Source organism: Xylanibacillus composti (assembly GCF_018403685.1).
Lineage (GTDB): Bacteria > Bacillota > Bacilli > Paenibacillales > K13 > Xylanibacillus > Xylanibacillus composti.
In genome coordinates, this window is record NZ_BOVK01000003.1 from 48,789 (window position 1) to 69,628 (window position 20,840).

Sequence of the window (20,840 nt, forward strand, 5' to 3'; positions counted from 1 at the left end):
AGCAAAGGATTCGGTAAAAAGCCAGAAGTGTTGTATAATAAGAGCAAGATGTCAGGTTAGTTCACAAGTAGGTTGAAGAGAGCATACGGAAAAGGATGTGCGAAAGCGATGAGTTTGCAAAAGGAGATTATTGCAGAGCTTGGCGTGAAGCCGGAGATTGATGTAGAGGAAGAGATTCGCAGACGGGTTGATTTTTTGAAGTCCTATGTGAAAAAGTCGGGAACGACAGGGCTCCTCATTGCCATTAGCGGCGGCATTGACAGTGCAGTTACTGCAGCGCTGTGCAAGAAAGCCACCGACGAGCTGTCCGAAGAAAGCGGCATGGACTACCGCACTTTGGGTGTGTTCCAGCCTTACGGCAAGCAGGAGGACATCGAGGACAGCTACGCGGCAGCCCGTGCGATTGGATTGAAGTATACGGTGGAGACAAATATCGAGGAAGCCGTTAACGAGATTGCGCTGGAGACAGAATATGCGCTCAAATCGATCGGGGTGCACCGTCATGTGAGTATTCCCGGCAAGGGCAATATCAAGGCGCGTACGAGAATGGTCATCCAATATGCTCTTGCTTTCGAGCAGAACCTGCTCGTTGTCGGCACCGATCATGCGTCCGAAGCGATCACCGGATTTTTCACCAAGTACGGGGACGGCGCTGTCGACGTAACACCGCTCAGCTCGCTTAACAAGCGGCAAGTGCGGATGCTGGCGGCATCGCTTGGCGTTCCGAAGTCCATCCTGGACAAAGCGCCCACGGCCGGACTGTGGGAAGGGCAAACGGACGAGGCGGAGCTCGGCATTACTTATGAGGCCAACAGCGATTATTTGGAAGGGAAGGATATTGATCCGGCAGTCCGGGAAAAGCTGGAAAAGCAATACCTGAAAACCGCTCACAAACGTTCGCCGATCCCGGGAATTTAAGTCAGCCGCCGCTTCTCCAGAAAGGCGAGCACTTCATCCAGGCGTTGCTTGGGGCAAGCGGCGATGAGGTCTCCATGCCGGCGCAGGCGCTCTCCGATATTGCTCAGATTGTACTGCGAGGGTTCGAACGGATACACGTCGCGCAGCTCCTCCCAGCGGAGCGGTGTGGAAACCGGCGCTCCCTTGCGCGCCCTGGGCGTATAGGGCGAGGAGAGCGTCTTGCCGGGCCAGTGCTGCAAGTAGTCGAAGTAGATGCGGTCGCCGCGGTCTTTTTTGAACCGTTCAATGGTAAATAGCTGCGGGTGCTGCTGGACCGCAAAGGTTGCAACAAATTTGCCAATGGCGCGGAGCTGTTCGAACGTGTAGCCGGGTTGGATCGGAATGTACAGTTGAATGCCGGTAGCCCCGGACGTTTTTGGCACAGCCTCGATTTGCAGGGAGTGCAGGATGTCGCCAATGATGACTGCTGCCTCCGCCATCCTCGGATCATACTCCAGACTCGGGTCCAGATCAATGACCCACTCGCAAGGCAGCGTGCTGCCCACCTCATGGAAGGAGGGGTGGAATTCCAGACACGCCAAATTCCCCAGCCACAGCAGGACCGGCAATGATTCCAAAACGACATAATGCGTATCCTCGAGCCTCTCGACACGTACATAATCGGGCGTAGGCTCCGGGGCGTTCTTCTGATAGAATGATTTGCCCAGGGCGCCGTCCGGAAAGCGTATGGTGGTCAAATATCGATTGCGGCAGTAACGGAGCAAATAAGGGGCCAGCTCCGCCAGCTTTTGCAAAAACTGCGCTTTGTCTATGCGCGGCTCCTCCCACATCAGCTTATTGGGATTGGATACGGCTACTTCGCAGCCTTCTACCTGGATCGTGCCTTTACTTGCAGCCGGCATTATCATCGCCTCCTCGACTATTCCCATTTTGCTTGATCTTGCGGATAAATATGCAGTCTCAAGCGTGAACCGCGTGCATATTGGGGATACTGGCCAATAGAAATCCAACATGGTGACGTGAGGAGACGAAATGAAACTACAACCTGTCATTCCCTTTGAGCCGGTATCGGCTGATCAACCGCCGCAAGCGGGCAAGTGGGCAGCCCAGATCAAGTGGGATGGGGTCAGAATGCTGGCCTACTGGGATGGAGAGGAACTCAGGCTGATCAATCGCAAGCTGAATGATCGCACGATCCAATATCCCGAATTGCACGATCCCGAGTCGTATTGCAAAGCGAGCTCTTTTATATTGGATGGCGAAATTATCGCCTTCAATCATCAGCGCCCGTCCTTCGCAGAAGTCATGAAGCGGGACAGTCTGCGCAAGCAGCAGAGCATTGAACGTGCAGTCAAGCAAGTTCCCATCGTCTATATGGTCTATGACATTCTGTACTGCAACGGCAGCTGGGTTACCAGCCAAAAGCTTGCCGACAGGCAGAAGCTGCTCAAGGAAGTGCTTATCCCGGGCGAGCGGGTGCAGCTGGTGCAAAACTACTATGATCCGGAGCTGCTTCTGAAAATTATGAGGCAGCATCAGATGGAAGGGATCGTATGCAAAGATCTGGACAGCACGTATGCGCTTAACGGAAAGGACGACCGTTGGCAGAAGACGAAGCTGTATGCGGACCTGCACGCTGTAATCGGGGGCGCAACGTTCCGCGGCAACGTGGTCAATGCCTTGCTGCTGGGGGTTTATGAGCAAGGCCGGCTTCGTTATATCGGCCATGCCGGAACCGGCAAGCTTGGCGTTGCCGATTGGCGGGACATTACCGAGCGAATCCGGCCGATGATCATAGCGGAGAGCCCATTTGCCAACGAGCCGGAGCGCAGCAAGGATGCGGTGTGGGTGCGGCCCGAGCTCTGCGTCAAGGTGCAGTTTCTGGAGTGGACGCCAGGGGGGACAATGCGCCAGCCGAGCATCCAGGCTTTCGTGGATACGCCGGCCGCGCAGTGTACGCTATCCTGACGCTGACCGGGAATCGGCGTCAGGATTCCTTCTTGGCCTTGCCCTTGGTTGCGCGCTTCTTGGCAGCCGGCTTGGCTTCCTCCGCGCCGGCCGCTTGCTTCGCTTCCTCCTTCTTGCCCGCTGCCGATTTGCGCTTGCGCGCCGGCGCCTCGCCGGGATCGGTCTGCACAGCAGCCAAGCTGGCCTGCAGTGCTGCCATTAGATCCGCCACATTGGCTGTAGGCTGCTGCGGCGCTGTCTGTACCTCTTCGCCCGCAATTTTTTGCTGAATGGCTTCCATTGTGCGCTGTCTTGTCTCATCCTGATACTTTTCCGGCTCGAACGGAACGGTCAGCTGATCGATCAGCATTTTGGCCATGGTCAGCTCTTTTTCGTCCACGTTTGGTTTTTCCGGCAGGTTCGGCACCTGGGCAACGGGGCGAATTTCATCGGGGTAAAAGATCGTTTCCATCGCCAGACAGCCTTCAACAACGCGAATGGCGGCCAGGCTGCTTTTGGAACGGATGGAGACTTGGGCGATCCCGATTTTTCCGGATTCGCGAAGAGCCTGCAGCAACAGGCTGTAGGCGTTCGATCCTGTGTCGCCGGGGGCGAGATAGTACGTTTTTTGGAAATAGACCGGATCAATCTCGGCGATATCTACGAAGTCCAGGATTTTGATCTCTTTATTGACCTCGCCATTCAGCGCATTCAGCTCTTCTTTGCTGAACAGCACAAAATGCCCCTTTTCATACTCGTATCCCTTCACGATATCTTCCCATACCACATCGGTATCGCAAGTGGCGCATCGGCGCACATAGCCCACGGGAGTTCCGCATGGCTGATGGATCATGCGCATGGAAATATCTTTGTCCTCGGTAGCCGAGAACATCTTCACAGGCACATGAACCAGCCCGAAGCTGACAGCGCCTTTCCAAATCGTATGCATGCCACATTCACCGCCTTCCTTCAAATTCTTTATGCAATAGGATGCGCTTGTTCGATCTGCTTATCCAGTATAGAAATATGTGCAAATGCGCAAAGTATACGTGATAACCATTCCCAAATCATCGAATAACGGAGGCACGGACGATGGCTGAACAGCAAAAGGGCGATTCGCTTTACGAAAGTCGGGACGATGCGTTAATGGATGAGGACCGCATGGTGAATGAAGGACTCGGCGGCGGTACGGTCAGCGCGCAGAACGGACTGATCGGGGAGACGACGACCGATACGATGGACGAGCCGAACTCCGTGCTCGCCCAGATCAATCGATCGTTTGAACAGCCTGAATACAGATCGTGATGCAGTGATTTGCAGCAGAGAAAGGAGACAATGCAGATTGGATACGAAGAGAGCTAAGGAAATTTTGAATTCGGTCAACAAGGTGAACGTAGCTTTTGAAGGCGATTCGGTATGGATTGACAGTGTGGATGAAGTGAATGGGGTCGCTGACATCCATGTGGAGCACAACGAAGAGAAGCGGCGCACCGTTCCTGTGGAAGAGCTGCAAGAGCTTTGATCCCCATTCCCGTCTTTGGCATGCATCATCCGCATGACAGCTCCCGAACCTGGCTGCCTTGGCTAGGGCGGGGGTTTTTTGTGTTTGCCCGTTGGCTAGGTGAGCGCTATAATTAAGAAATTAATGAAGGACAAGGGAGTTCGCTATATTATGATTCGGATGGACAGAGCAGACAGCGGCTGGCGTATTCAGGTGGAACAGGCAGCCGAGACGGATCGGCTGGCGGCTGCATTGGCGCCTTTGTGCGGTCCTGGCACTGTAATTGCGCTGGATGGAGATTTGGGCGCAGGGAAAACACGATTCTCGCAGGCATTCGCCAGTGAATTGGGCATTCAAGAGACGGTAAATAGTCCCACTTTTACAATCATAAAGGAATATGAGGAGTCCCGGCTGCCGTTCTATCATATGGATGTGTACCGGATCTCGGAGGCGGAAGCCGCCGAGCTGGGACTGGAGGATTACTTCTACGGCGAGGGCGTCACGCTGGTGGAATGGGCGGAACGAATTGCCAGCGAGCTTCCGGCAGAGCGGCTGCATCTGCGGATTAGCCGAGGGGAGCAGGAGGAGGCGCGGGAAATTGCTGTGGAGGCGATCGGTGAGCGTTATGCGGCGCTTGGCGAGCGCTGGATGCGCAGTTTGCAGGCGGCTTCTGCGGATTGCCAAACAGGACAAGGCAACGGCAAAGCTCCCTCACGCATATTGGCGTTGGATACTTCCACGGCCCTTCTCAGCACAGCCATTCTTGTGGACGGGGAAGTGGTGGCGGAGCGCCACTCCGCAGCCGAGCGCAATCATTCGATCCGGCTCGTCCCGGCAATTGAGGAACTGCTGGCTGAGGCTGGCATGACAGCTGCCGACCTGGACGGAATTGCAGTCGGTTCGGGTCCGGGATCGTATACGGGTGTGCGGATAGCCGTGACCGTCGCGAAGACGCTGGCCTGGTCGCTTCAGCTTCCGCTAGTTAGCGTATCGACACTGGCTGCATTGGCGCTTGGCGGCAAGCAGAATTACGCGCGCGGGCAAGGCGCGCCGGTATGGGTGGCCCCCATTCTCGATGCACGCCGCGAAAATGTCTACACCGGCTTGTATGCGCTGTGGGACGGCGCAGCCAATATGCAGAATATGAGCGGCGACCGCAACCGCCAGCTGCAGCAATGGCTCGACGAATTGATCGGGGCCGCCATAGCCGGTGAGCTCGACGGCACAGTTGTAGAGCGTCCAGCCGAGATTTTGGTCGTTGGCGAAACCGGCCGCTTCACCGCACAGCTGCAGGCGGCAGAGGAACGCGCCCGCCAGGGCGGCATCTCCTTTGGCTGGCAGGAGAGTCAGATCGATGCCGCTTATATCGGGGCAATCGGACTGGTGCGCGAGTGGGATGCGGAAGAGGTGCACGATGTCGTGCCCAATTATACGCAGTTGGCCGAAGCGGAGGCCAAGCTGCTGGCCAAACGGACGTAAAGGAGTGGATGAACTTGCCTGCTAATCGAGCTTTTGACGATGCTGTCTCCACTCCGCGGTTTCGGTCCATGCGATTGGACGATATCCCCTGCGTCTGCGAGATTGAAAATGAGGCTTTCACGACCCCTTGGAGCGCGGAAGCCTTCCGCAATGAATTGACGCAAAATCACTATGCCCATTATGTCGTGCTGGAGCACGAGGGACGGTTGGCCGGCTACGGCGGGCTTTGGCTCATTGTGGATGAGGCGCATATTACGAACGTCGCGGTCAAGGCGGAATTCCGCGGAAGAGGCTGGGGCGAGAAGCTCATGATTCGCTTGAAGGAGACCGCCTTGTTTCTAGGAGCCAAGCGCATGACGCTCGAGGTCAGGGTTTCCAATTTGCGCGCGAAGCGGCTCTACGAGAAGCTGGGCTTCTACGGGGTAGGCATTCGCAAAGAGTATTACACCGACAATCGCGAAGACGCATTAATTATGTGGACGCATTTGTCATCGGACTCGGATCGGGGGGACTCAGCATGACATGTCGAATACTGGCTTTGGAAACAAGCTGCGATGAAACCTCGGCGGCGGTAGTGGAGGATGGCCGGCGTATTTTGTCCAATGTCGTCTCCAGCCAGATGGACACGCATAAGCGCTTTGGCGGTGTAGTGCCGGAAGTTGCTTCGCGCAAGCATGTGGAAACCATCACGCGAATCATGGAGGCATCGCTGGAGGAAGCAGGCGTGCAGCTCAAGGATTTGTCGGCAGTAGCCGTGACGCAAGGCCCGGGACTCGTCGGCTCGCTCCTCGTCGGAGTGGTCGCTGCGAAAGCGCTGGCTCTGTCGCACGGCCTTCCCTTTATCGGGGTGCATCATATCGCCGGTCACATTTATGCCAATCGGTTGAGCGGCGAGCTGCATTTCCCGCTCATAGCCTTGGTTGTGTCTGGCGGACATACGGAGATTATCCACATGGAGGCGGATGGCAGCTTCCGGCGGCTCGGACAAACCCGCGATGATGCGGTCGGCGAAGCGTACGACAAGGTGGCCCGGGCGCTGTCGCTCCCTTATCCGGGCGGTCCGCATGTAGACAGGCTGGCGCTGGAGGCGGATGGCGAAATCCCGATGCCGCGCGCCTGGCTGGAGCCGGATTCTTACGATTTCAGCTTCAGCGGACTGAAATCAGCGGTGCTGAATGCATTGAACCAGGCAGCCATGCGCAAGGAGACGCTTGACCCGGCTCATGTCGCCAAAGGCTTTCAGCAATCTGTCATTGACGTATTGACGGTGAAGGCGCTGCGTGCCGTGAAGGAAACTGGAGCGGAGCAGCTTGTAGTTGCAGGCGGTGTTGCAGCCAACCGGGGCCTTCGCACAAGCTTGGAGGAAGCATGCAGCCGTGAAGGCATCCGCCTGGCGATCCCGCCACTGGCATTATGCACCGACAATGCCGCCATGATTGCGGCCGCTGCCTATCTCAAGTGGGAACGAAAGTCCTTTACCGCGCTGGATATGAAAGCTGATCCCATGCTGTCGCTGGAGGATTGGGCCAAAGCGTAAGAGTAAACTTGCAAGAAACGGTGGATCGTGGTTGCGATTCGCCGTTTTTTTGCGTTCATGCAGATGTGTTGGCCGCTTGCTTCTATGTACCTGATTCTTTATTCCTCCCAACTGTGCATAAAAATTATCCACAAGCTTGTATCTTTGTGGAAAACAAGCCTTTTGTCCTGTTCATGCAGGACCTTGGTTGTGTAGAAAAACAGGACAACTTTTTCAAAAAACAGCTGTGGATAATGTGGATAAAGTGGATAACGACTTGAACATGTATCGAGAGAAAGAAAAATGTCCACGATTAGCTGTGCATAAGCCTGTGAATAATGTGAATAAGCGTTGTGAACAAGAGGGGAGGATGAAACAGTGCTCACAGCAGTAAGGAGCATATGGGGGAAATGGGCTTGTTTGATAGGGTATCTGGCATTTCTGACTATAGCGACACTGGTAACAATAAGTGCTGACAAGGTATATGCGGAAGCGGGAGAGCGATCTTCGGAGGCTTCTGCGGAGCAGAATCAAGGACGAATGCTGCTGATAGCTGTTCCCGGTCTGTCGTTCCAAGAATGGAATGAGGCTGAACTGAGCCGGTACCCTCATCTGCGTCAGCTTGTTCGCGAAGGCGCAACCGGTGCCATGAACATTCGTACCCCTGTTCGCGGCGTTGAAGACGTCTACGCTTCCATCGGCCTCGGAGCGCCCATGGAAGCGGGAGCCAGTCTGCAGGCTTACCATGTGCAGGAATGGGTTCAGTTCGGGAAAGAACAAGGCTTTGCAGGGGAACTGCTCGCCAGGCGAACGGGGCTGGCCATGTCGGAGCTGGAAGTTGTCGTGCCCGATATTGTGGACTGGCCTGCCTTGCAGAATGACACCGCCCATCGGTTGGGCGACATGCTGCTGCAAGCAGGGGTTCCCGTTTATGCGTTCGGCAATCGGGATCGCGGCTGGCCCGATCAGCTGGCCCCAGATGCTGCCAAGCTGGGCAGGCATGCTCCCTTGCTGCTCATCAACAGGGACGGAGCAGCTTCCGGAGATGTGTCTGCAAGGACGAATGCCCTAGACCCCGGGCGGCCGTTTGGCTTGCGAACGAATTACGAAGCGTTGCTCCATCAGCTGCAACATCTTCCGAGTCCATCGCTTGCCCTAGTTGAGCTTGGTGACTTGGATCGTCTCTATGACGCACGCAGCCTGTATCAAACGGAGCAATTTCATATGCTGAAACATACGATTCTTCAGGAAATGGATGCATTCGTCGGACAGCTGATCAATCGGAATGGCAGCGGTGCGCAGTATCCGTTCCTGCTGCTGTTTTCGCCGTCTGTGCATGCTGACGCTTACCGGAGCTATAACCGCATGGCGCCGATTACCCTGTGGAGGCCCGACAACGGTTCCGGAGGTTCTGCTTTGCTGACCTCCGCCACTACCCGGAGAGCAGCCGTTGTGTCCATGTATGATATCGCTCCGACATTGTTGGCGGAATTGCACTTGCAGAAACCTCCTACGATGATTGGCGCAGTCATGCATGCGCAGCCAAAGGAAAATGCGCTGGAGGAAGCTGCGCAAACGGTAGAACTGATGCGCAAGATCTATGAGCTGCGTCCGCCGCTGCTTTATTCATTCGTTTCGTACGAAATTACAGTGCTGCTCGGCTTGCTCGTTATCGTCGTGTTTCCTTCAGCCTGGAGGGCGCGCATGCCTGCGTGGCTTTGGCAAACGGTTGGCGGTGCGCTTCTGTTAAGCTTGCTGGCTGCACCGGTTGTTTTGCTGGTCATGGGTTGGGCGGCGCATCTGCCTGGTGAAGGATTGGGCGCTTTATTTGTGACCGGCACTGCGGCATTGGCAGTGGCCGCGGTCATGACGGGCAACCTCGGGCGCGCCAGCGGGAAGCAGAATGTTCAGAACTGTTCCGGCTCCGTACAGGCAGCGGGGTGGTTGGGCGCTGCTGGAGCCGCCGCCATCCTCCTGGATGGACTTACGGGAGCGGAAGCGATGAAGCATTCAGTGCTCGGCTATGACGCCATGGTGGGCGCCCGTTATTACGGGATCGGCAATGAGTTTATGGGAGTGCTTGTCGGTTCAGCACTGCTGGCGACAGCTGCAGCGGCCCAATACTGGGCGCCTGCAAGGGGCAGAAGGCGGAGCGTGTTGGCAGTACTCTCACTGGCTGCTTTTTTAATCATATTGTTTTATTTGGCAGCGCCGTCGGGCGGTACGAACGCGGGCGGAGCTTTGACAGCGGCAACCGCATTCGCGATATTGTATACGCGGCTGTTTACCCGGCTGTGGGAAGGCAAGCGCGCAATGGTGCGCTTGATCGGAATCGCGGCGGCGGCCGGATTGTCCGGCTTGCTGCTCTTATGGGGGTTGAACGCATGGCTTCCGATGGATGCTGCAAGCCAAAGTCATATCGGCAAGGCGATGGAGTTGGTAGAAGGGGGACGGCTTGATCTGATTGCAGCCATGGTGTATCGCAAGCTCTCGATGAATGTGCACCTGATTGGCGTTTCCTCTTGGAGCAAGGTGCTCATTGCCAGCCTTCTGGTTATGATTGTGCTGCTGATTAAGCCGCGCGGTGTGTTTCACCGGTGGCAGCACGCCGTGCCGGACCTGATGCATGGGTTTATCGCCATAGTAGCGGGTGCGGTCACGGCACTGCTGGTCAATGATTCCGGTATCGTGTCCGCAGCCACCATGATTGTATATGTAGCTGTTCCGATGCTGCTGCTGCGGCTTCATGAATTGTCCGCCAGCAATCAGGAGAAGGCATCGGATTATTCAGCTAAAGCTTCCCATTCCTCGTAGAGTTCCTGCAGCTTGCTTTTGACAGCGGATATTTGCTGCTCAAGCTCTTGCAATTTCACATAGTCTTGGAATACTTCTGGCTCTGCCATGCGCAGCTCCATCTCTGTTAGCTGTTCCTCGAGCTCTGCAATTTGCTTCTCGCATTGCTCCAGCTTGCGCTGGCGATTTCTCTCTTCGCGCTTGGCTTGCTTTTCCGCTTCGTAGGAAGAAGCCCCCTTGTCGGCTTGCGCAGACATGGTTTGCTTGCCGCTCTGACTTGAGCCCGCTGTATGTTCGGCGAGCTCAGCCAGCTCGGCTTTCTTCTCGACATAATCATCGTAATTTCCCAGGAAATGTTGAATGCCGTCAACACCGAGTTCGATGACGCGCTCCGACATTTTGTTGAGAAAATAGCGGTCATGTGAAATAAACAGCAAGGTACCTTCAAAATCAAGCAAAGCAGACTCCAAAATTTCCTTGCTGTACAAATCGAGATGGTTGGTAGGCTCGTCCAGAATCAAAACATTGGCCTCGAGCAGCATCAGCTTGGACAACGCGACACGTGCGCGTTCACCGCCGCTTAATGAACCGACAGGCTTTTCCACGTCTTCGCCGCTGAAGAGGAAGTTGCCGAGCACGGTGCGGATAGACAGCTCGTCCTTATGCGGGAATGCGCTCCATACCTCCTCGAGCACCGTATTGTTCGGATTCAGGGAGGTATGTTCCTGATCATAATAAGCGACGTCCGTTTTTGCTCCCCAGCGAATGGAGCCTTCCCGTGCCGGGATTTGGCCCATCAAGGTCTTGAGCAAGGAAGACTTGCCAATCCCGTTCGGCCCGATCAGAGCAACGGTTTCGCCGCGCTCCAAGTGGAAGGAGGCATGGCGAAACAGGGGCTCTTGCTCGGGATAGCCTACCGACAGCTGCTCGACCGTCAGCACATCGTTGCCGGATGCTCGTGCCGCTCGGAAGGAGAAGGATGCCCGCTTCAGTTCGCCCGCAGGTCTTTCGAGCCGTTCCAACTTCTCGAGCGCTTTGCGGCGCGATTGTGCTCGCTTGGTTGTAGAGGCTCGCGCCAAATTTCGGCGAACGAAATCCTCCATCTTCTGAATCTCTTGCTGCTGCTTTTCGTAGTGCTTTTGTTCGATTTCCAAGTCCTTCGCTTTTGTTTCGATAAATTTGCTATAGTTCCCGGTGTAACGCTTTGCCTTGGTTCGCTCGATTTCGTAGATAGAGCCAACCACAGCGTCAAGAAAAAAGCGATCGTGCGAAACGATCAGGATGGCTCCCTTGTATTGCTTCAGATAGGCCTCCAGCCAGGTCAAAGTGGCAATGTCCAGGTAGTTGGTCGGCTCGTCGAGCATGAGCAGTTCCGGTGCCTGCAGAAGGATCTTGGCTAGTGCGAGGCGGGTTTTTTGCCCGCCGCTTAAAGCGCTGACCGGCGTGTCAAACGGCATATCGCCGAATCCCATACCGTTCAGGATGCCCCGCACATTGGCTTCCATCTCGTATCCGCCTTGCATGCGGAACTGATGAGAAAGCTCATCATATTGCTGCAGCAATGCTTCCATGGCGAGAGGATCGCGGGCTTCGTCATGGGCGCTCATGCGTTGTTCCAGCTGCCGCATTCGTTCTTCCATCTCTGTCAGCGGCGCATAGACCGTCATCAGTTCATCCCACATGGAAAGCTCGGAATTGAGCCCGCTATGCTGTGCCAAGTAGCCGATTTTGGTTTGCTTGGGCACAATGATATCGCCGCTATCCGCGCTGTCAATCCCCGCCAGAATGCGAAGCAGGGTTGATTTCCCTGCACCGTTCACGCCTACGAGGCCAATCTTTTCCTTCTCTTCTACTTGTATATGAATATCGGTTAATATCGGCGTCGTGCCGTAAGATTTCGTTATTCCGATTCCTTGAAGCAGCATGTTCATCCTCCTTAATGCAGTCCCTTCTAGTTTACATGAACAGATGCAGATTCGGCAAAACACAATAAATTGGAACGAATTGGCCCTACTAGCCTTTCTGTGTTCCGTGCTACAATCGAAGAAACCACCCAAGATTTCACCATCAGCCGATAGACGAGGGCAGGGGATAGCATGAGTCTAATGAAGGGTTGCAACCGCTTACATAAGAGCAGGCATGTGCAGATATGGACAGCAGTTTTATGCATAGCAGCGGCGAGCACCGTTTATCTGGCTGCTGGGTTGGCAGGGAAGCATAATCATGCTGTCATCTCCTCCGTTCGGGAGAAGCCCGCGCAAGTGCTCCTGGCCGCAAAACAAGATCCTGTACCATGGAACGTCATGACTTACAACATTCGGCACGCTAAAGGCACCGACGACATCACCAGCATCCGTCGTATCGCCCAGGTGATTCGGCAGGAGCAGGCCAATATCGTTGCACTGCAGGAGGTTGATTCCTATTTGTGGCGCAGCGGATTTCAAAATCAGGTCGAAGAACTAGCCAGGGAGCTTGGGATGAATTGGGCCTTTGCGCCTAGCCTGAAGCTGGGTCGCTTTGCATATGGGAACGCCATATTAAGCCATTACCCGATCGTTTCGGCAACCTCCCTGTCACTGGGAGGATTGCGGGAAAATCGGATATTGCTGAAAGCGGTCGTGGCGACAGATTGGGGAGAGATAGAAGTATTTACGACCCACCTGGGCTTGAGCGAGAAGGAGAGAGAACGGCAAATGCCCTTGCTGCTTCGTCATCTTGAGCGGGCCCAAGAGCCAGCCTTCCTCCTGGGGGATTTCAATATGGAAGCAGCGCATCCGTTGCTGCAGCTGCTGCCCGAACGTTGGAACAAGCTGGAGCAAACGGAAAAACGGGGAACGATTATGGGGAACCGGGAGATCGATCATATTTATGCGGTATGGCCGGAAGCGGCAGCTATGCGTGTCCAGGAGGTTTACGTTCCGGTCACAATTGCTTCTGACCATCTGCCCGTCGTAGCCCGTTTCATATCGGAGGCGGCTGTTGATTAATCAGCAGGCCGTCTCTATGTATTTCACGATAGAGTATGATACACTGATACATATCAAGCAAAAAAGGGTTGGAGACGATGCAAACCCGTACGAAAGCAGAGTGGCGCGCCTATTCGCTTCAGCGCAGAGATATGCTGCCCGCTGAGGAGCGCAGGGCGAGGTCGGAACAAATCTGCAACCGAATGATTCGTTCCGCATGGACAGCGGCTATGCAGGAACGAAATTCTCGGCCGACCGTACTTGTATATTGGCCGTTCCGTTCGGAAGTGGATATCCGTCCATTTGTCACTTGGGCGTGGAAGCAGTCATGGAATGTTGCAGCGCCGCGTGTCGACCGCTCGCTGGCAACGATGTCTTTTTACCAAATTAAAGAGCCGGGCGATCTGCGCTTAGGAGCATACGGGATTATGGAGCCCGATCTTGCACAGCCATTGCTGAGCAGGGAGGAGTCCGCAGACCTGATCATCGTGCCGGGAGCGGCTTTCGATCGACGGGGGAACCGGATTGGGTACGGCGGCGGTTATTATGACAAAAAATTCGAGCAGCTGCTTCATGCTGGCGATAAGGCGGGCAAGCATCCTCTTCGAGTAGCGCCGGCCTTCGAACTGCAGGTTTTCGAACGACTGCCAGTCGAGCAGCATGATATGTCGGTGGATGTGATTGTGACGGAGAATGAAGAAATCAAGCCGTGCAGTTGAGAGGAACGCGCATGCCAGCGCTTGAAAAATTCACAAATTTGTTACAAGCGGGAGGAGCAGGGAGCTATCTCTCATTTGCCCGTTTCCATTACAATGAAAGATGGTGGCGTCATCATGGCATTTACGCATTTTAACGAAGATGGCCGCGCCAGAATGGTGGATATCTCAGCCAAGTCGGAAACAGAGCGTGTCGCCAGAGCTGAGAGCACCATTCGCATGCAGCCCGAAACCTTGAAGGCTATTTTGGAGGGCCAGGTATCGAAGGGTGATGTACTGGCTGTAGCCCAGGTGGCCGGCATCATGGCCTGCAAGCGAACAGCTGATGTCATCCCTATGTGCCATCCGATAGCACTGACAGGAGTGGATATACAATTTGCGAATAACGGGAAGGATCAGCTCCGTATCGAAGCGGAAGTTCGCACAAAGGGACGAACTGGCGTTGAAATGGAAGCATTAATGGCTGTCAGCGCTGCCGCGCTAACGGTTTATGACATGTGCAAGGCACTGGAAAAAGGCATGGTTATAGAGCAAACACGGCTGCTCAGCAAAACGGGAGGCGTACATGGAGAATATCACCGGGAATAAACACGGATAAATCCGGATGGAGGGGTAAGGGATGAAGTGGAAAGTGGCCATCCTGACAGCCAGTGACAAAGGATCAAGAGGCGAGCGGGAAGATACCAGCGCACAAGTGATCCGGGAATTGGTGGAGGATGAAATTAACGGTGAAATTGTCGATTATCGAATTGTGCCAGACGAAATGGACGAAATCATGGCCGCATTGATTGAAATGAGCGATTATCATCGAGCCGACTTGATTCTAACAACCGGCGGGACCGGTCTCTCGCCGCGTGATATGACACCTGAAGCCACTCTGAAAGTGATCGACCGCCAAGCGCCGGGGTTTCCGGAGGCGATGCGTTTGGCCTCCATTCAGGTGAATCCGCGGGCTATGCTTTCCCGCGGCGCAGCCGGATTGCGAGGCAATACGCTGATCATCAATTTGCCGGGCAGCCCCAAGGGAGTTTTGGAAAGCCTGCGCGTTATCATTGATCAACTGCCGCATGCGCTGCAAGTATTGACTGGTCGAATGGGGGATCATGACGCATGATGGACAGGGCCGCCATGATGAAGGAAATTCGTGTGGAAGATGCTATAGGCATGGTGCTTGCACATGACCTGACGCAGATTATACCCGGGAAATTCAAAGGGAGGCTGTTTCAAAAAGGCCACGTGATCCAACAGCAGGACATTCCTGCACTGCTCAGCATCGGCAAGGAACACATTTATATTCTCGACGTGCAACAAGGCTATTTGCATGAGGATGATGCAGCCATCCGTCTGGCGAAAGCGGCAGCGGGCAAACTGGTCGAATGGACAGAGCCTCACGAGGGAAAGTCGAATATTGTGTCTAGAATTCACGGCCTTGCCAAAATCGATAAGCGCTTTGTCGATCAAGTGAATCGCTTGGGAGAAATTGCATTGGCCACCATTCCGAACAATACAGTTGTACACCCTTCCGATAAGCTGGCAGGTACCCGAGTGATCCCTCTTCTTGTCGAAGAGGAAAAAGTCATACAAGTTGAACAGCTTGCCCAATCAAGGAACGCGGACATAGAGAACGGGCAAGCGTGGGGACACGCAGGAAATGGTCCGATTGAGGTGAAGCCCTTCAAATCGCTTCGGGTAGGCTTGATTACGACGGGGAATGAAGTGTATCATGGGCGTATTGAAGATAAATTTGGCCCCAAGGTTGAAGAGAAGCTGAGTGCTTTTGGGTCGCGCGTGGTCGAACAGCGACTTGTGCCGGATCATGTCGAAGAGATTGTGAAGCAAATTCGTCATTTTGCAGAACAAGGCGTTGACATGATCCTGCTGACCGGAGGGATGTCTGTAGACCCGGATGACCGTACGCCCGGCGCTATCAAAAGAGCCGGAGCGGAAATCGTGAGCTACGGCACGCCAATGCTTCCCGGTTCCATGCTGTTGATGGCTTATTTGAAGGATACGCCGATATTGGGTTTGCCAGGCTGTGTCATGCATGATCCGCATACTTCCTTTGATGTGCTGCTCCCGCGTATATGCGCGGGCGAACGCATCACGGCAGATGAAATCGCCGATATGGGATACGGCGGCTTGTACAGCTGTTGAGTCATAGACATGTGAGTTTTGCACGATTAACTTGAGGAAAGAAGGAACGTCAATGCTTGGAAATATTGGACCGACCACCTTGGTGCTGATCATCTTGATCGCTTTGCTGCTATTTGGCCCGAGCAAGCTTCCGGAACTTGGAAGAGCATTCGGGAGAACGCTTCGCGAGTTCAAGAAAGGCGCGAATGAGGTCATCAATGAAGAGGAAGAAAAGCGGAAGCCAGAAGCACTGAAGGGCGACAAAGAGAACGGCAACCTGATGAGTGCAGAAGGAGACCGCGGCAAGGATGCTTCGGATAACCGTCGCTTGCCCGATTAAGGAGTAACGCGCATGCCAGAAGAACAATCATTTGTCGCGCATCTGGATGAACTGCGGCGGAGGCTGATCCGGGTCCTCCTCGTTATTGCCGTGGCCGTCATAGTGGGGATGCTGATCGCAAACCCGATCATCCGTTATATACAAGAAAGCGGCCCGGCAGCCGATTTTTCGCTTAAAGTGTTCTCGCCTTGGGATGCGGTTCGGATTTACATGAATGTGGCCTTGGCGGTGGCGCTTGTAATTGCGCTACCCTATGCCATGCTGCAGATTTGGGGATTTGTCAAGCCGGGGTTGCGGCGGGAGGAGCAAGTGGCAGCCGTCAAATATGTGCCGTTTGTCTTTGTGCTCGCACTGCTCGGTCTAGCCTTCTCGTATTTTATCGTATTTCCGTTCGCCATCTTGTTTTCGACGCGGCTATCAGGCTCGTTGGGATTGGAGGAGATGTTCGGCATCTCCCAATACTTTTCTTTTTTGTTTAATATCGTGCTGCCCATCACGGTCCTTTTCGAACTGCCGGCGGTCGTGATGTTCCTGACCAAGATTCGGCTGTTGAACCCCCGGAGGTTGGGGCAATTCAGAAAGTTCGCCTACTTTATATTGTTCGTTCTGGGCGCCCTGGTTACACCGCCCGATATTTTGAGCGCGATACTCGTCACCATTCCTATGATGGGGCTTTATGAAATTAGCGTGCTCTTGTCACGAATTGTTTATAGCAAGCAGCAAGCGGCTGACACCGCAGCGTTGAAGGAAACTTGAGACACCCCGTACGAGCTTGGATCGTACGGGTTTTTTTGTAGGCACGCGTTACTGCTTGATTCGTATCTGTCCGCCGGGTGGGTGGTGGTTTGCCACACGTGCTGTTCGCTATCCCCTTGGCTCAGCTAAACAATGGATTATATGATTCTCCCGCTTATGCCTGCCACCGGCCATTGGCCTCCCAATTGCACCTCTATTCGTGTATATCGACACTATCCCCTTGGTTCAGCTGAGCTCTGAAGCTGTATGCACGTCAGGATATTCTTTACTCATATGTCCGGTGTATCGACACTATCCACTTCGTTCAGCTAAGCTCTGAAGCTATATCATATCTTTGTTCAAATGTTAGGTGGATCAATAGCCATTCAGTTTGCTTCAGCAACGAGATATGCAAACACAAGCCAGACGATGGTTAAGAGGTAATTCATTATGAGCGTAGTTAACTCTGAAGCAGTATTCGTCCCAATAAGATTGCAGGTGCTTGCCGCCGATGCCCTTGAACGTTCTGTTTATCCATTCCTTGGCGTCCACAAAAATCTGCTTAAGCAGAGGATCTTTTGCAAACTCCCACTTAGACAGAAAATTTATATTTGCGGTTGCCGCCATATGCGTGTCTGCCATGCGCTTTTTTCCTTGATTATTCAACTTTTCTCCACAAAGCTCATTATTCTGGACACACTTTATCTTCACGTACACACGAGAATTGTGATCGTGACTTCCCTGTTTACTGACCGTTTGCTCCTCAGATACGCTCACCCATACAGGATGCTCGTGCGGGGTTTGCTGGTAGGTAAAGAGCGGACGTCCGTAAAATGCCATGCCTGCCCTAACTTGCCCTGTCTGCATGCAGGAAGCATCAAGCATACTGATTGCGCTGCGAATTTTGTGGAGCATTCTCCATGCTGTCTTGTACGTCACTTGGATCATATCTTTCAATTGAGTGGCGTTGATGCTGGAAGCTGTAGATACCCATTCAATTGCCGTGCGCCACTTGTCTAGGCTAGTGCGGCTGCCCTCCAATATCGTTCCGGCAGTCAGTGAGGTTTGAAATCGGCATGCGCGGCATTGGTAGAGCGGCAGCTGCCTGGTGCGGAGTGAGTAAGCCTGATTGTACCCGCAGCGTGGACAGCGAAACCCTTCCGGCCATCTTAGTTGGAGGAAATATGAATAACTATCGTTCTTGAAACCAGCTCTAACAAGGCTCATAACAATCACCACCGAACAAATGATCCTATTTAATCGTATTTTACAGAACATATGTTCCCATGTCAAGTTTTTGTGTGCGGAAATGTTATTAATCAAACAATGTGCTGGCAGTATGACAGAGAGTGCAACAGAAAAGTCGCTTTTTGAACTTGAGAAATCCTTGGAATTATCCCTATAGAGCGTGAGCGTACAGGTTTTTTGGAACTGCGGGTACAGTCTACTAATGGTTTTCATGCTGAGCGAAGGGGATAGCGAACAACGAACAGGGAAAGGGATAGTAGGCCGGCTCCAAGACACTAAATACACTCCATGGTGAATATTTCCTTGCGCTAGGGCAACAATGATGGAGGTAATTTCACTACATGAAAAATTATCAAAAAAAATGCACGTTTCCTCTTGCAAAATAGAGTGGAAATGATTAATATAAAAATTGTTGTTAGCACTTAAAGAGTGCGAGTGCTAACACGTCAATCCAACACTTACACATTACTTCAAACAAATCTTTAGGAGGAGGCTCACTAGTATGATCAAACCTTTAGGCGATCGTGTACTCATCGAACCGATGGAGAAGGAGGAAACTACGTCCAGCGGCATCGTACTGCCGGATACAGCAAAGGAGAAGCCGCAAGAGGGCAAGGTAGTTGCTGTAGGCAGCGGTGCGTTGAAGGACGGGGAGCGGGTTCCTTTGGAAGTTAAAGAAGGAGACCGGATTATTTTCTCCAAGTATGCAGGCACTGAAGTGAAGTACGAAGGCAAAGAAATGCTGATCATGCGCGAGAGCGATATTCTCGCTATTATCGGCTAAGTCGCTCCGCATAAGCTATTCCGCTAAAGTTGTTTGTGTTTGAATACTTAACGATTACGACGAGGAGGAGATTCCAACCATGGCAAAAGAGATTAAGTTCAGCGAGGACGCACGCCGTTCCATGCTTCGCGGTGTGGACGCCCTTGCAAATGCGGTAAAAGTTACGCTTGGTCCAAAAGGACGCAACGTAGTATTAGAGAAGAAATTCGGAAGCCCCCTGATTACGAACGATGGTGTCACGATCGCGAAGGAAATCGAGTTGGAAGACGCGTTCGAAAACATGGGTGCGCAGCTTGTTAAAGAAGTTGCTACAAAAACAAATGACGTTGCCGGTGACGGAACGACTACTGCAACTGTTCTTGCACAGGCCATGATCCGCGAAGGACTGAAGAACGTTACTTCCGGCGCTAATCCGATGATCATCCGCAAGGGTATCGACAAAGCGGTGAAGGCAGCTGTAGAAGAGCTTAAATCTATCGCAAAGCCGGTTGAAAATAAAAACGCGATCGCCCAAGTTGCAGCTATTTCCTCTGCCGATGATGAAGTGGGTCAACTGATCGCAGAAGCAATGGAGAAGGTAGGCAGCGACGGTGTTATTACCGTTGAAGAATCCAAAGGCTTCACTACTGAGCTGGAAGTCGTAGAAGGCATGCAGTTCGACCGCGGCTATATCTCTCCTTACATGACTACTGACACTGACAAGATGGAAGCTGTATTGGATGAGCCTTACATCTTGATCACTGACAAGAAGATCGGCAATATTCAAGAAGTATTGCCTGTTCTTGAGAAGATCGTGCAATCCGGCAAGCAGCTTCTGATCATTGCTGAGGATGTAGAAGGGGAAGCACTGGCAACACTCGTCGTGAACAGACTTCGCGGTACGTTCACTTGCGTGGCAGTGAAGGCTCCTGGCTTCGGTGATCGCCGTAAAGCCATGCTCGGAGACATCGCAGCATTGACAGGTGGTCAAGTGATTACAGAAGAGCTTGGCTTGGACCTCAAGTCCGCTACAATTGATCAACTCGGTCGCGCTCGTCAAGTTCGCGTAACGAAAGAAAACACGATTATCGTAGACGGAAGCGGCGATCCTAAAGATATTTCCGCACGCGTCAGCCAAATCAAAGCGCAACTGGAAGAAACAACTTCCGACTTTGACCGCGAGAAGCTGCAAGAGCGTCTGGCTAAGCTTTCCGGCGGCGTAGCCGTTATCAAGGTTGGTGCAGCAACTGAAACAGAGCTGAAGGAACGCAAGCTTCGCATTGAAGATGCCCTGAACTCTACTCGCGCAGCAGTAGAAGAAGGTATCGTTGCGGGCGGCGGTACAGCGCTGATGAACGTTTACCAAGCCGTAGCAGGGGTGCAAGCAGACGGCGACGAGAAGACAGGTGTGAACATTGTGCTTCGCGCTCTGGAAGCTCCGGTTCGCACAATTGCTTCCAACGCTGGCCAAGAAGGTTCTGTTGTAGTTGAGCGCCTGAAGAAAGAAGAAGTAGGCATCGGTTACAACGCTGCAACGAACGAATGGGTGAACATGATCGAGGCTGGTATCGTGGATCCGGCGAAAGTTACTCGTTCGGCACTGCAAAACGCAGCATCCGTTGCTGCTATGTTCTTGACTACAGAAGCTGTCATCGCTGACAAGCCTGAGCCAGAAAAAGCCGGTGCCCCTGACATGGGCGGTATGGGCGGCATGGGCGGCATGATGTAAGACACTGCTCTAAAACCTTGGAATACCAATGATAATGGGCCTCCTGGCGGGGGCCC

General features: G+C 53.4%; 21 protein-coding genes and 1 pseudogene. 18 read left to right on the top strand and 4 right to left on the bottom strand.

Going from position 1 to position 20,840, the window contains the following annotated elements; translation table 11 throughout:
* The first annotated feature begins 108 nt into the window (after positions 1-108).
* Positions 109-918: an NAD(+) synthase gene (gene nadE / locus XYCOK13_RS00975; RefSeq protein WP_213409973.1), complete on the top strand. Its 810-nt coding sequence runs from the start codon at positions 109-111 to the stop codon at positions 916-918.
* Here the strand turns inward: nadE and ligD are convergent.
* Complete coding sequence (gene ligD, locus XYCOK13_RS00980; RefSeq protein WP_213409974.1) at positions 915-1,820, bottom strand: non-homologous end-joining DNA ligase; 906 nt, start codon at positions 1,818-1,820, stop codon at positions 915-917. The genes nadE and ligD overlap by 4 nt on opposite strands.
* A gap of 130 nt (positions 1,821-1,950) precedes the next feature.
* On the opposite strand from ligD, the gene XYCOK13_RS00985 reads away from it, so the two are divergent.
* On the top strand, positions 1,951-2,886 hold the full coding sequence (locus XYCOK13_RS00985; RefSeq protein WP_213409975.1) for an ATP-dependent DNA ligase: 936 nt from the start codon (positions 1,951-1,953) through the stop codon (positions 2,884-2,886).
* A 19-nt stretch (positions 2,887-2,905) separates the two neighbouring features.
* Here the strand turns inward: XYCOK13_RS00985 and ku are convergent, their stop codons facing one another.
* On the bottom strand, positions 2,906-3,814 hold the full coding sequence (gene ku / locus XYCOK13_RS00990; RefSeq protein WP_213409976.1) for a non-homologous end joining protein Ku: 909 nt from the start codon (positions 3,812-3,814) through the stop codon (positions 2,906-2,908).
* 143 nt (positions 3,815-3,957) lie between these two features.
* On the opposite strand from ku, the gene XYCOK13_RS00995 reads away from it, so the two are divergent.
* The 7 genes and pseudogenes from XYCOK13_RS00995 to XYCOK13_RS01025 all read left to right on the top strand — a co-directional run bounded on the left by XYCOK13_RS00995 (position 3,958) and on the right by XYCOK13_RS01025 (position 10,175).
* A complete protein-coding gene (locus XYCOK13_RS00995; RefSeq protein ID WP_213409977.1) occupies positions 3,958-4,170 on the top strand; it encodes a hypothetical protein in 213 nt (70 codons plus the stop codon).
* Positions 4,171-4,207: 37 nt separating this feature from the next.
* The gene (locus XYCOK13_RS01000) at positions 4,208-4,387 is read left to right on the top strand and encodes an H-type small acid-soluble spore protein (RefSeq protein ID WP_213409978.1); all 180 of its coding nucleotides are present in this window, start codon (positions 4,208-4,210) and stop codon (positions 4,385-4,387) included.
* A 150-nt stretch (positions 4,388-4,537) separates the two neighbouring features.
* Positions 4,538-5,026, top strand: a pseudogene (gene tsaE, locus XYCOK13_RS01005) (tRNA (adenosine(37)-N6)-threonylcarbamoyltransferase complex ATPase subunit type 1 TsaE); the annotation flags it as partial.
* Positions 5,015-5,845 carry a tRNA (adenosine(37)-N6)-threonylcarbamoyltransferase complex dimerization subunit type 1 TsaB gene (gene tsaB / locus XYCOK13_RS01010; RefSeq protein ID WP_213410044.1) on the top strand — a complete coding sequence of 277 codons (831 nt, stop codon included), beginning with the start codon at positions 5,015-5,017 and terminating at the stop codon, positions 5,843-5,845. The pseudogene tsaE and the gene tsaB, both read left to right, overlap by 12 nt.
* 68 nt (positions 5,846-5,913) lie before the next feature.
* The gene (rimI, locus tag XYCOK13_RS01015) at positions 5,914-6,366 is read left to right on the top strand and encodes a ribosomal protein S18-alanine N-acetyltransferase (RefSeq protein WP_244864926.1); all 453 of its coding nucleotides are present in this window, start codon (positions 5,914-5,916) and stop codon (positions 6,364-6,366) included.
* Entirely contained in the window at positions 6,363-7,382 is a 1,020-nt protein-coding gene (tsaD, locus tag XYCOK13_RS01020; RefSeq protein WP_213409980.1) for a tRNA (adenosine(37)-N6)-threonylcarbamoyltransferase complex transferase subunit TsaD, read from the top strand. The genes rimI and tsaD overlap by 4 nt, the downstream gene beginning before the upstream one ends.
* A 357-nt stretch (positions 7,383-7,739) precedes the next feature.
* Positions 7,740-10,175, top strand: a complete 2,436-nt coding sequence (locus tag XYCOK13_RS01025) for a hypothetical protein (protein WP_213409981.1) — start codon at positions 7,740-7,742, stop codon at positions 10,173-10,175.
* Here the strand turns inward: XYCOK13_RS01025 and abc-f are convergent.
* Complete coding sequence (gene abc-f, locus XYCOK13_RS01030; protein ID WP_213409982.1) at positions 10,145-12,079, bottom strand: ribosomal protection-like ABC-F family protein; 1,935 nt, start codon at positions 12,077-12,079, stop codon at positions 10,145-10,147. The genes XYCOK13_RS01025 and abc-f overlap by 31 nt on opposite strands.
* A gap of 171 nt (positions 12,080-12,250) precedes the next feature.
* On the opposite strand from abc-f, the gene XYCOK13_RS01035 reads away from it, so the two are divergent.
* The 7 genes from XYCOK13_RS01035 to tatC all read left to right on the top strand — a co-directional run bounded on the left by XYCOK13_RS01035 (position 12,251) and on the right by tatC (position 17,065).
* Entirely contained in the window at positions 12,251-13,141 is an 891-nt protein-coding gene (locus tag XYCOK13_RS01035; protein WP_213409983.1) for an endonuclease/exonuclease/phosphatase family protein, read from the top strand.
* A gap of 77 nt (positions 13,142-13,218) precedes the next feature.
* Positions 13,219-13,839: a 5-formyltetrahydrofolate cyclo-ligase gene (locus tag XYCOK13_RS01040; protein WP_213409984.1), complete on the top strand. Its 621-nt coding sequence runs from the start codon at positions 13,219-13,221 to the stop codon at positions 13,837-13,839.
* A gap of 111 nt (positions 13,840-13,950) precedes the next feature.
* Complete coding sequence (gene moaC / locus XYCOK13_RS01045) at positions 13,951-14,424, top strand: cyclic pyranopterin monophosphate synthase MoaC (protein ID WP_213410045.1); 474 nt, start codon at positions 13,951-13,953, stop codon at positions 14,422-14,424.
* 31 nt (positions 14,425-14,455) lie between these two features.
* Complete coding sequence (locus tag XYCOK13_RS01050) at positions 14,456-14,950, top strand: MogA/MoaB family molybdenum cofactor biosynthesis protein (protein WP_213409985.1); 495 nt, start codon at positions 14,456-14,458, stop codon at positions 14,948-14,950.
* Positions 14,950-15,990 carry a molybdopterin-binding protein gene (locus XYCOK13_RS01055; protein WP_213410046.1) on the top strand — a complete coding sequence of 347 codons (1,041 nt, stop codon included), beginning with the start codon at positions 14,950-14,952 and terminating at the stop codon, positions 15,988-15,990. Before XYCOK13_RS01050 ends, XYCOK13_RS01055 begins: the two co-directional genes overlap by 1 nt.
* A gap of 52 nt (positions 15,991-16,042) precedes the next feature.
* Entirely contained in the window at positions 16,043-16,309 is a 267-nt protein-coding gene (tatA, locus tag XYCOK13_RS01060; protein WP_213409986.1) for a twin-arginine translocase TatA/TatE family subunit, read from the top strand.
* 12 nt (positions 16,310-16,321) lie between these two features.
* The gene (tatC, locus tag XYCOK13_RS01065; protein WP_213409987.1) at positions 16,322-17,065 is read left to right on the top strand and encodes a twin-arginine translocase subunit TatC; all 744 of its coding nucleotides are present in this window, start codon (positions 16,322-16,324) and stop codon (positions 17,063-17,065) included.
* A gap of 375 nt (positions 17,066-17,440) precedes the next feature.
* On the opposite strand, the gene XYCOK13_RS01070 is transcribed toward tatC, so the two are convergent.
* Positions 17,441-18,271 carry a transposase gene (locus tag XYCOK13_RS01070; RefSeq protein WP_213409988.1) on the bottom strand — a complete coding sequence of 277 codons (831 nt, stop codon included), beginning with the start codon at positions 18,269-18,271 and terminating at the stop codon, positions 17,441-17,443.
* Between the two features lie 523 nt (positions 18,272-18,794).
* Between XYCOK13_RS01070 and groES the strand changes: the two genes are divergently transcribed.
* Positions 18,795-19,076 carry a co-chaperone GroES gene (gene groES / locus XYCOK13_RS01075; protein WP_213409989.1) on the top strand — a complete coding sequence of 94 codons (282 nt, stop codon included), beginning with the start codon at positions 18,795-18,797 and terminating at the stop codon, positions 19,074-19,076.
* A gap of 79 nt (positions 19,077-19,155) precedes the next feature.
* The gene (groL, locus tag XYCOK13_RS01080) at positions 19,156-20,784 is read left to right on the top strand and encodes a chaperonin GroEL (RefSeq protein ID WP_213409990.1); all 1,629 of its coding nucleotides are present in this window, start codon (positions 19,156-19,158) and stop codon (positions 20,782-20,784) included.
* The last annotated feature ends 56 nt before the right edge of the window (positions 20,785-20,840 follow it).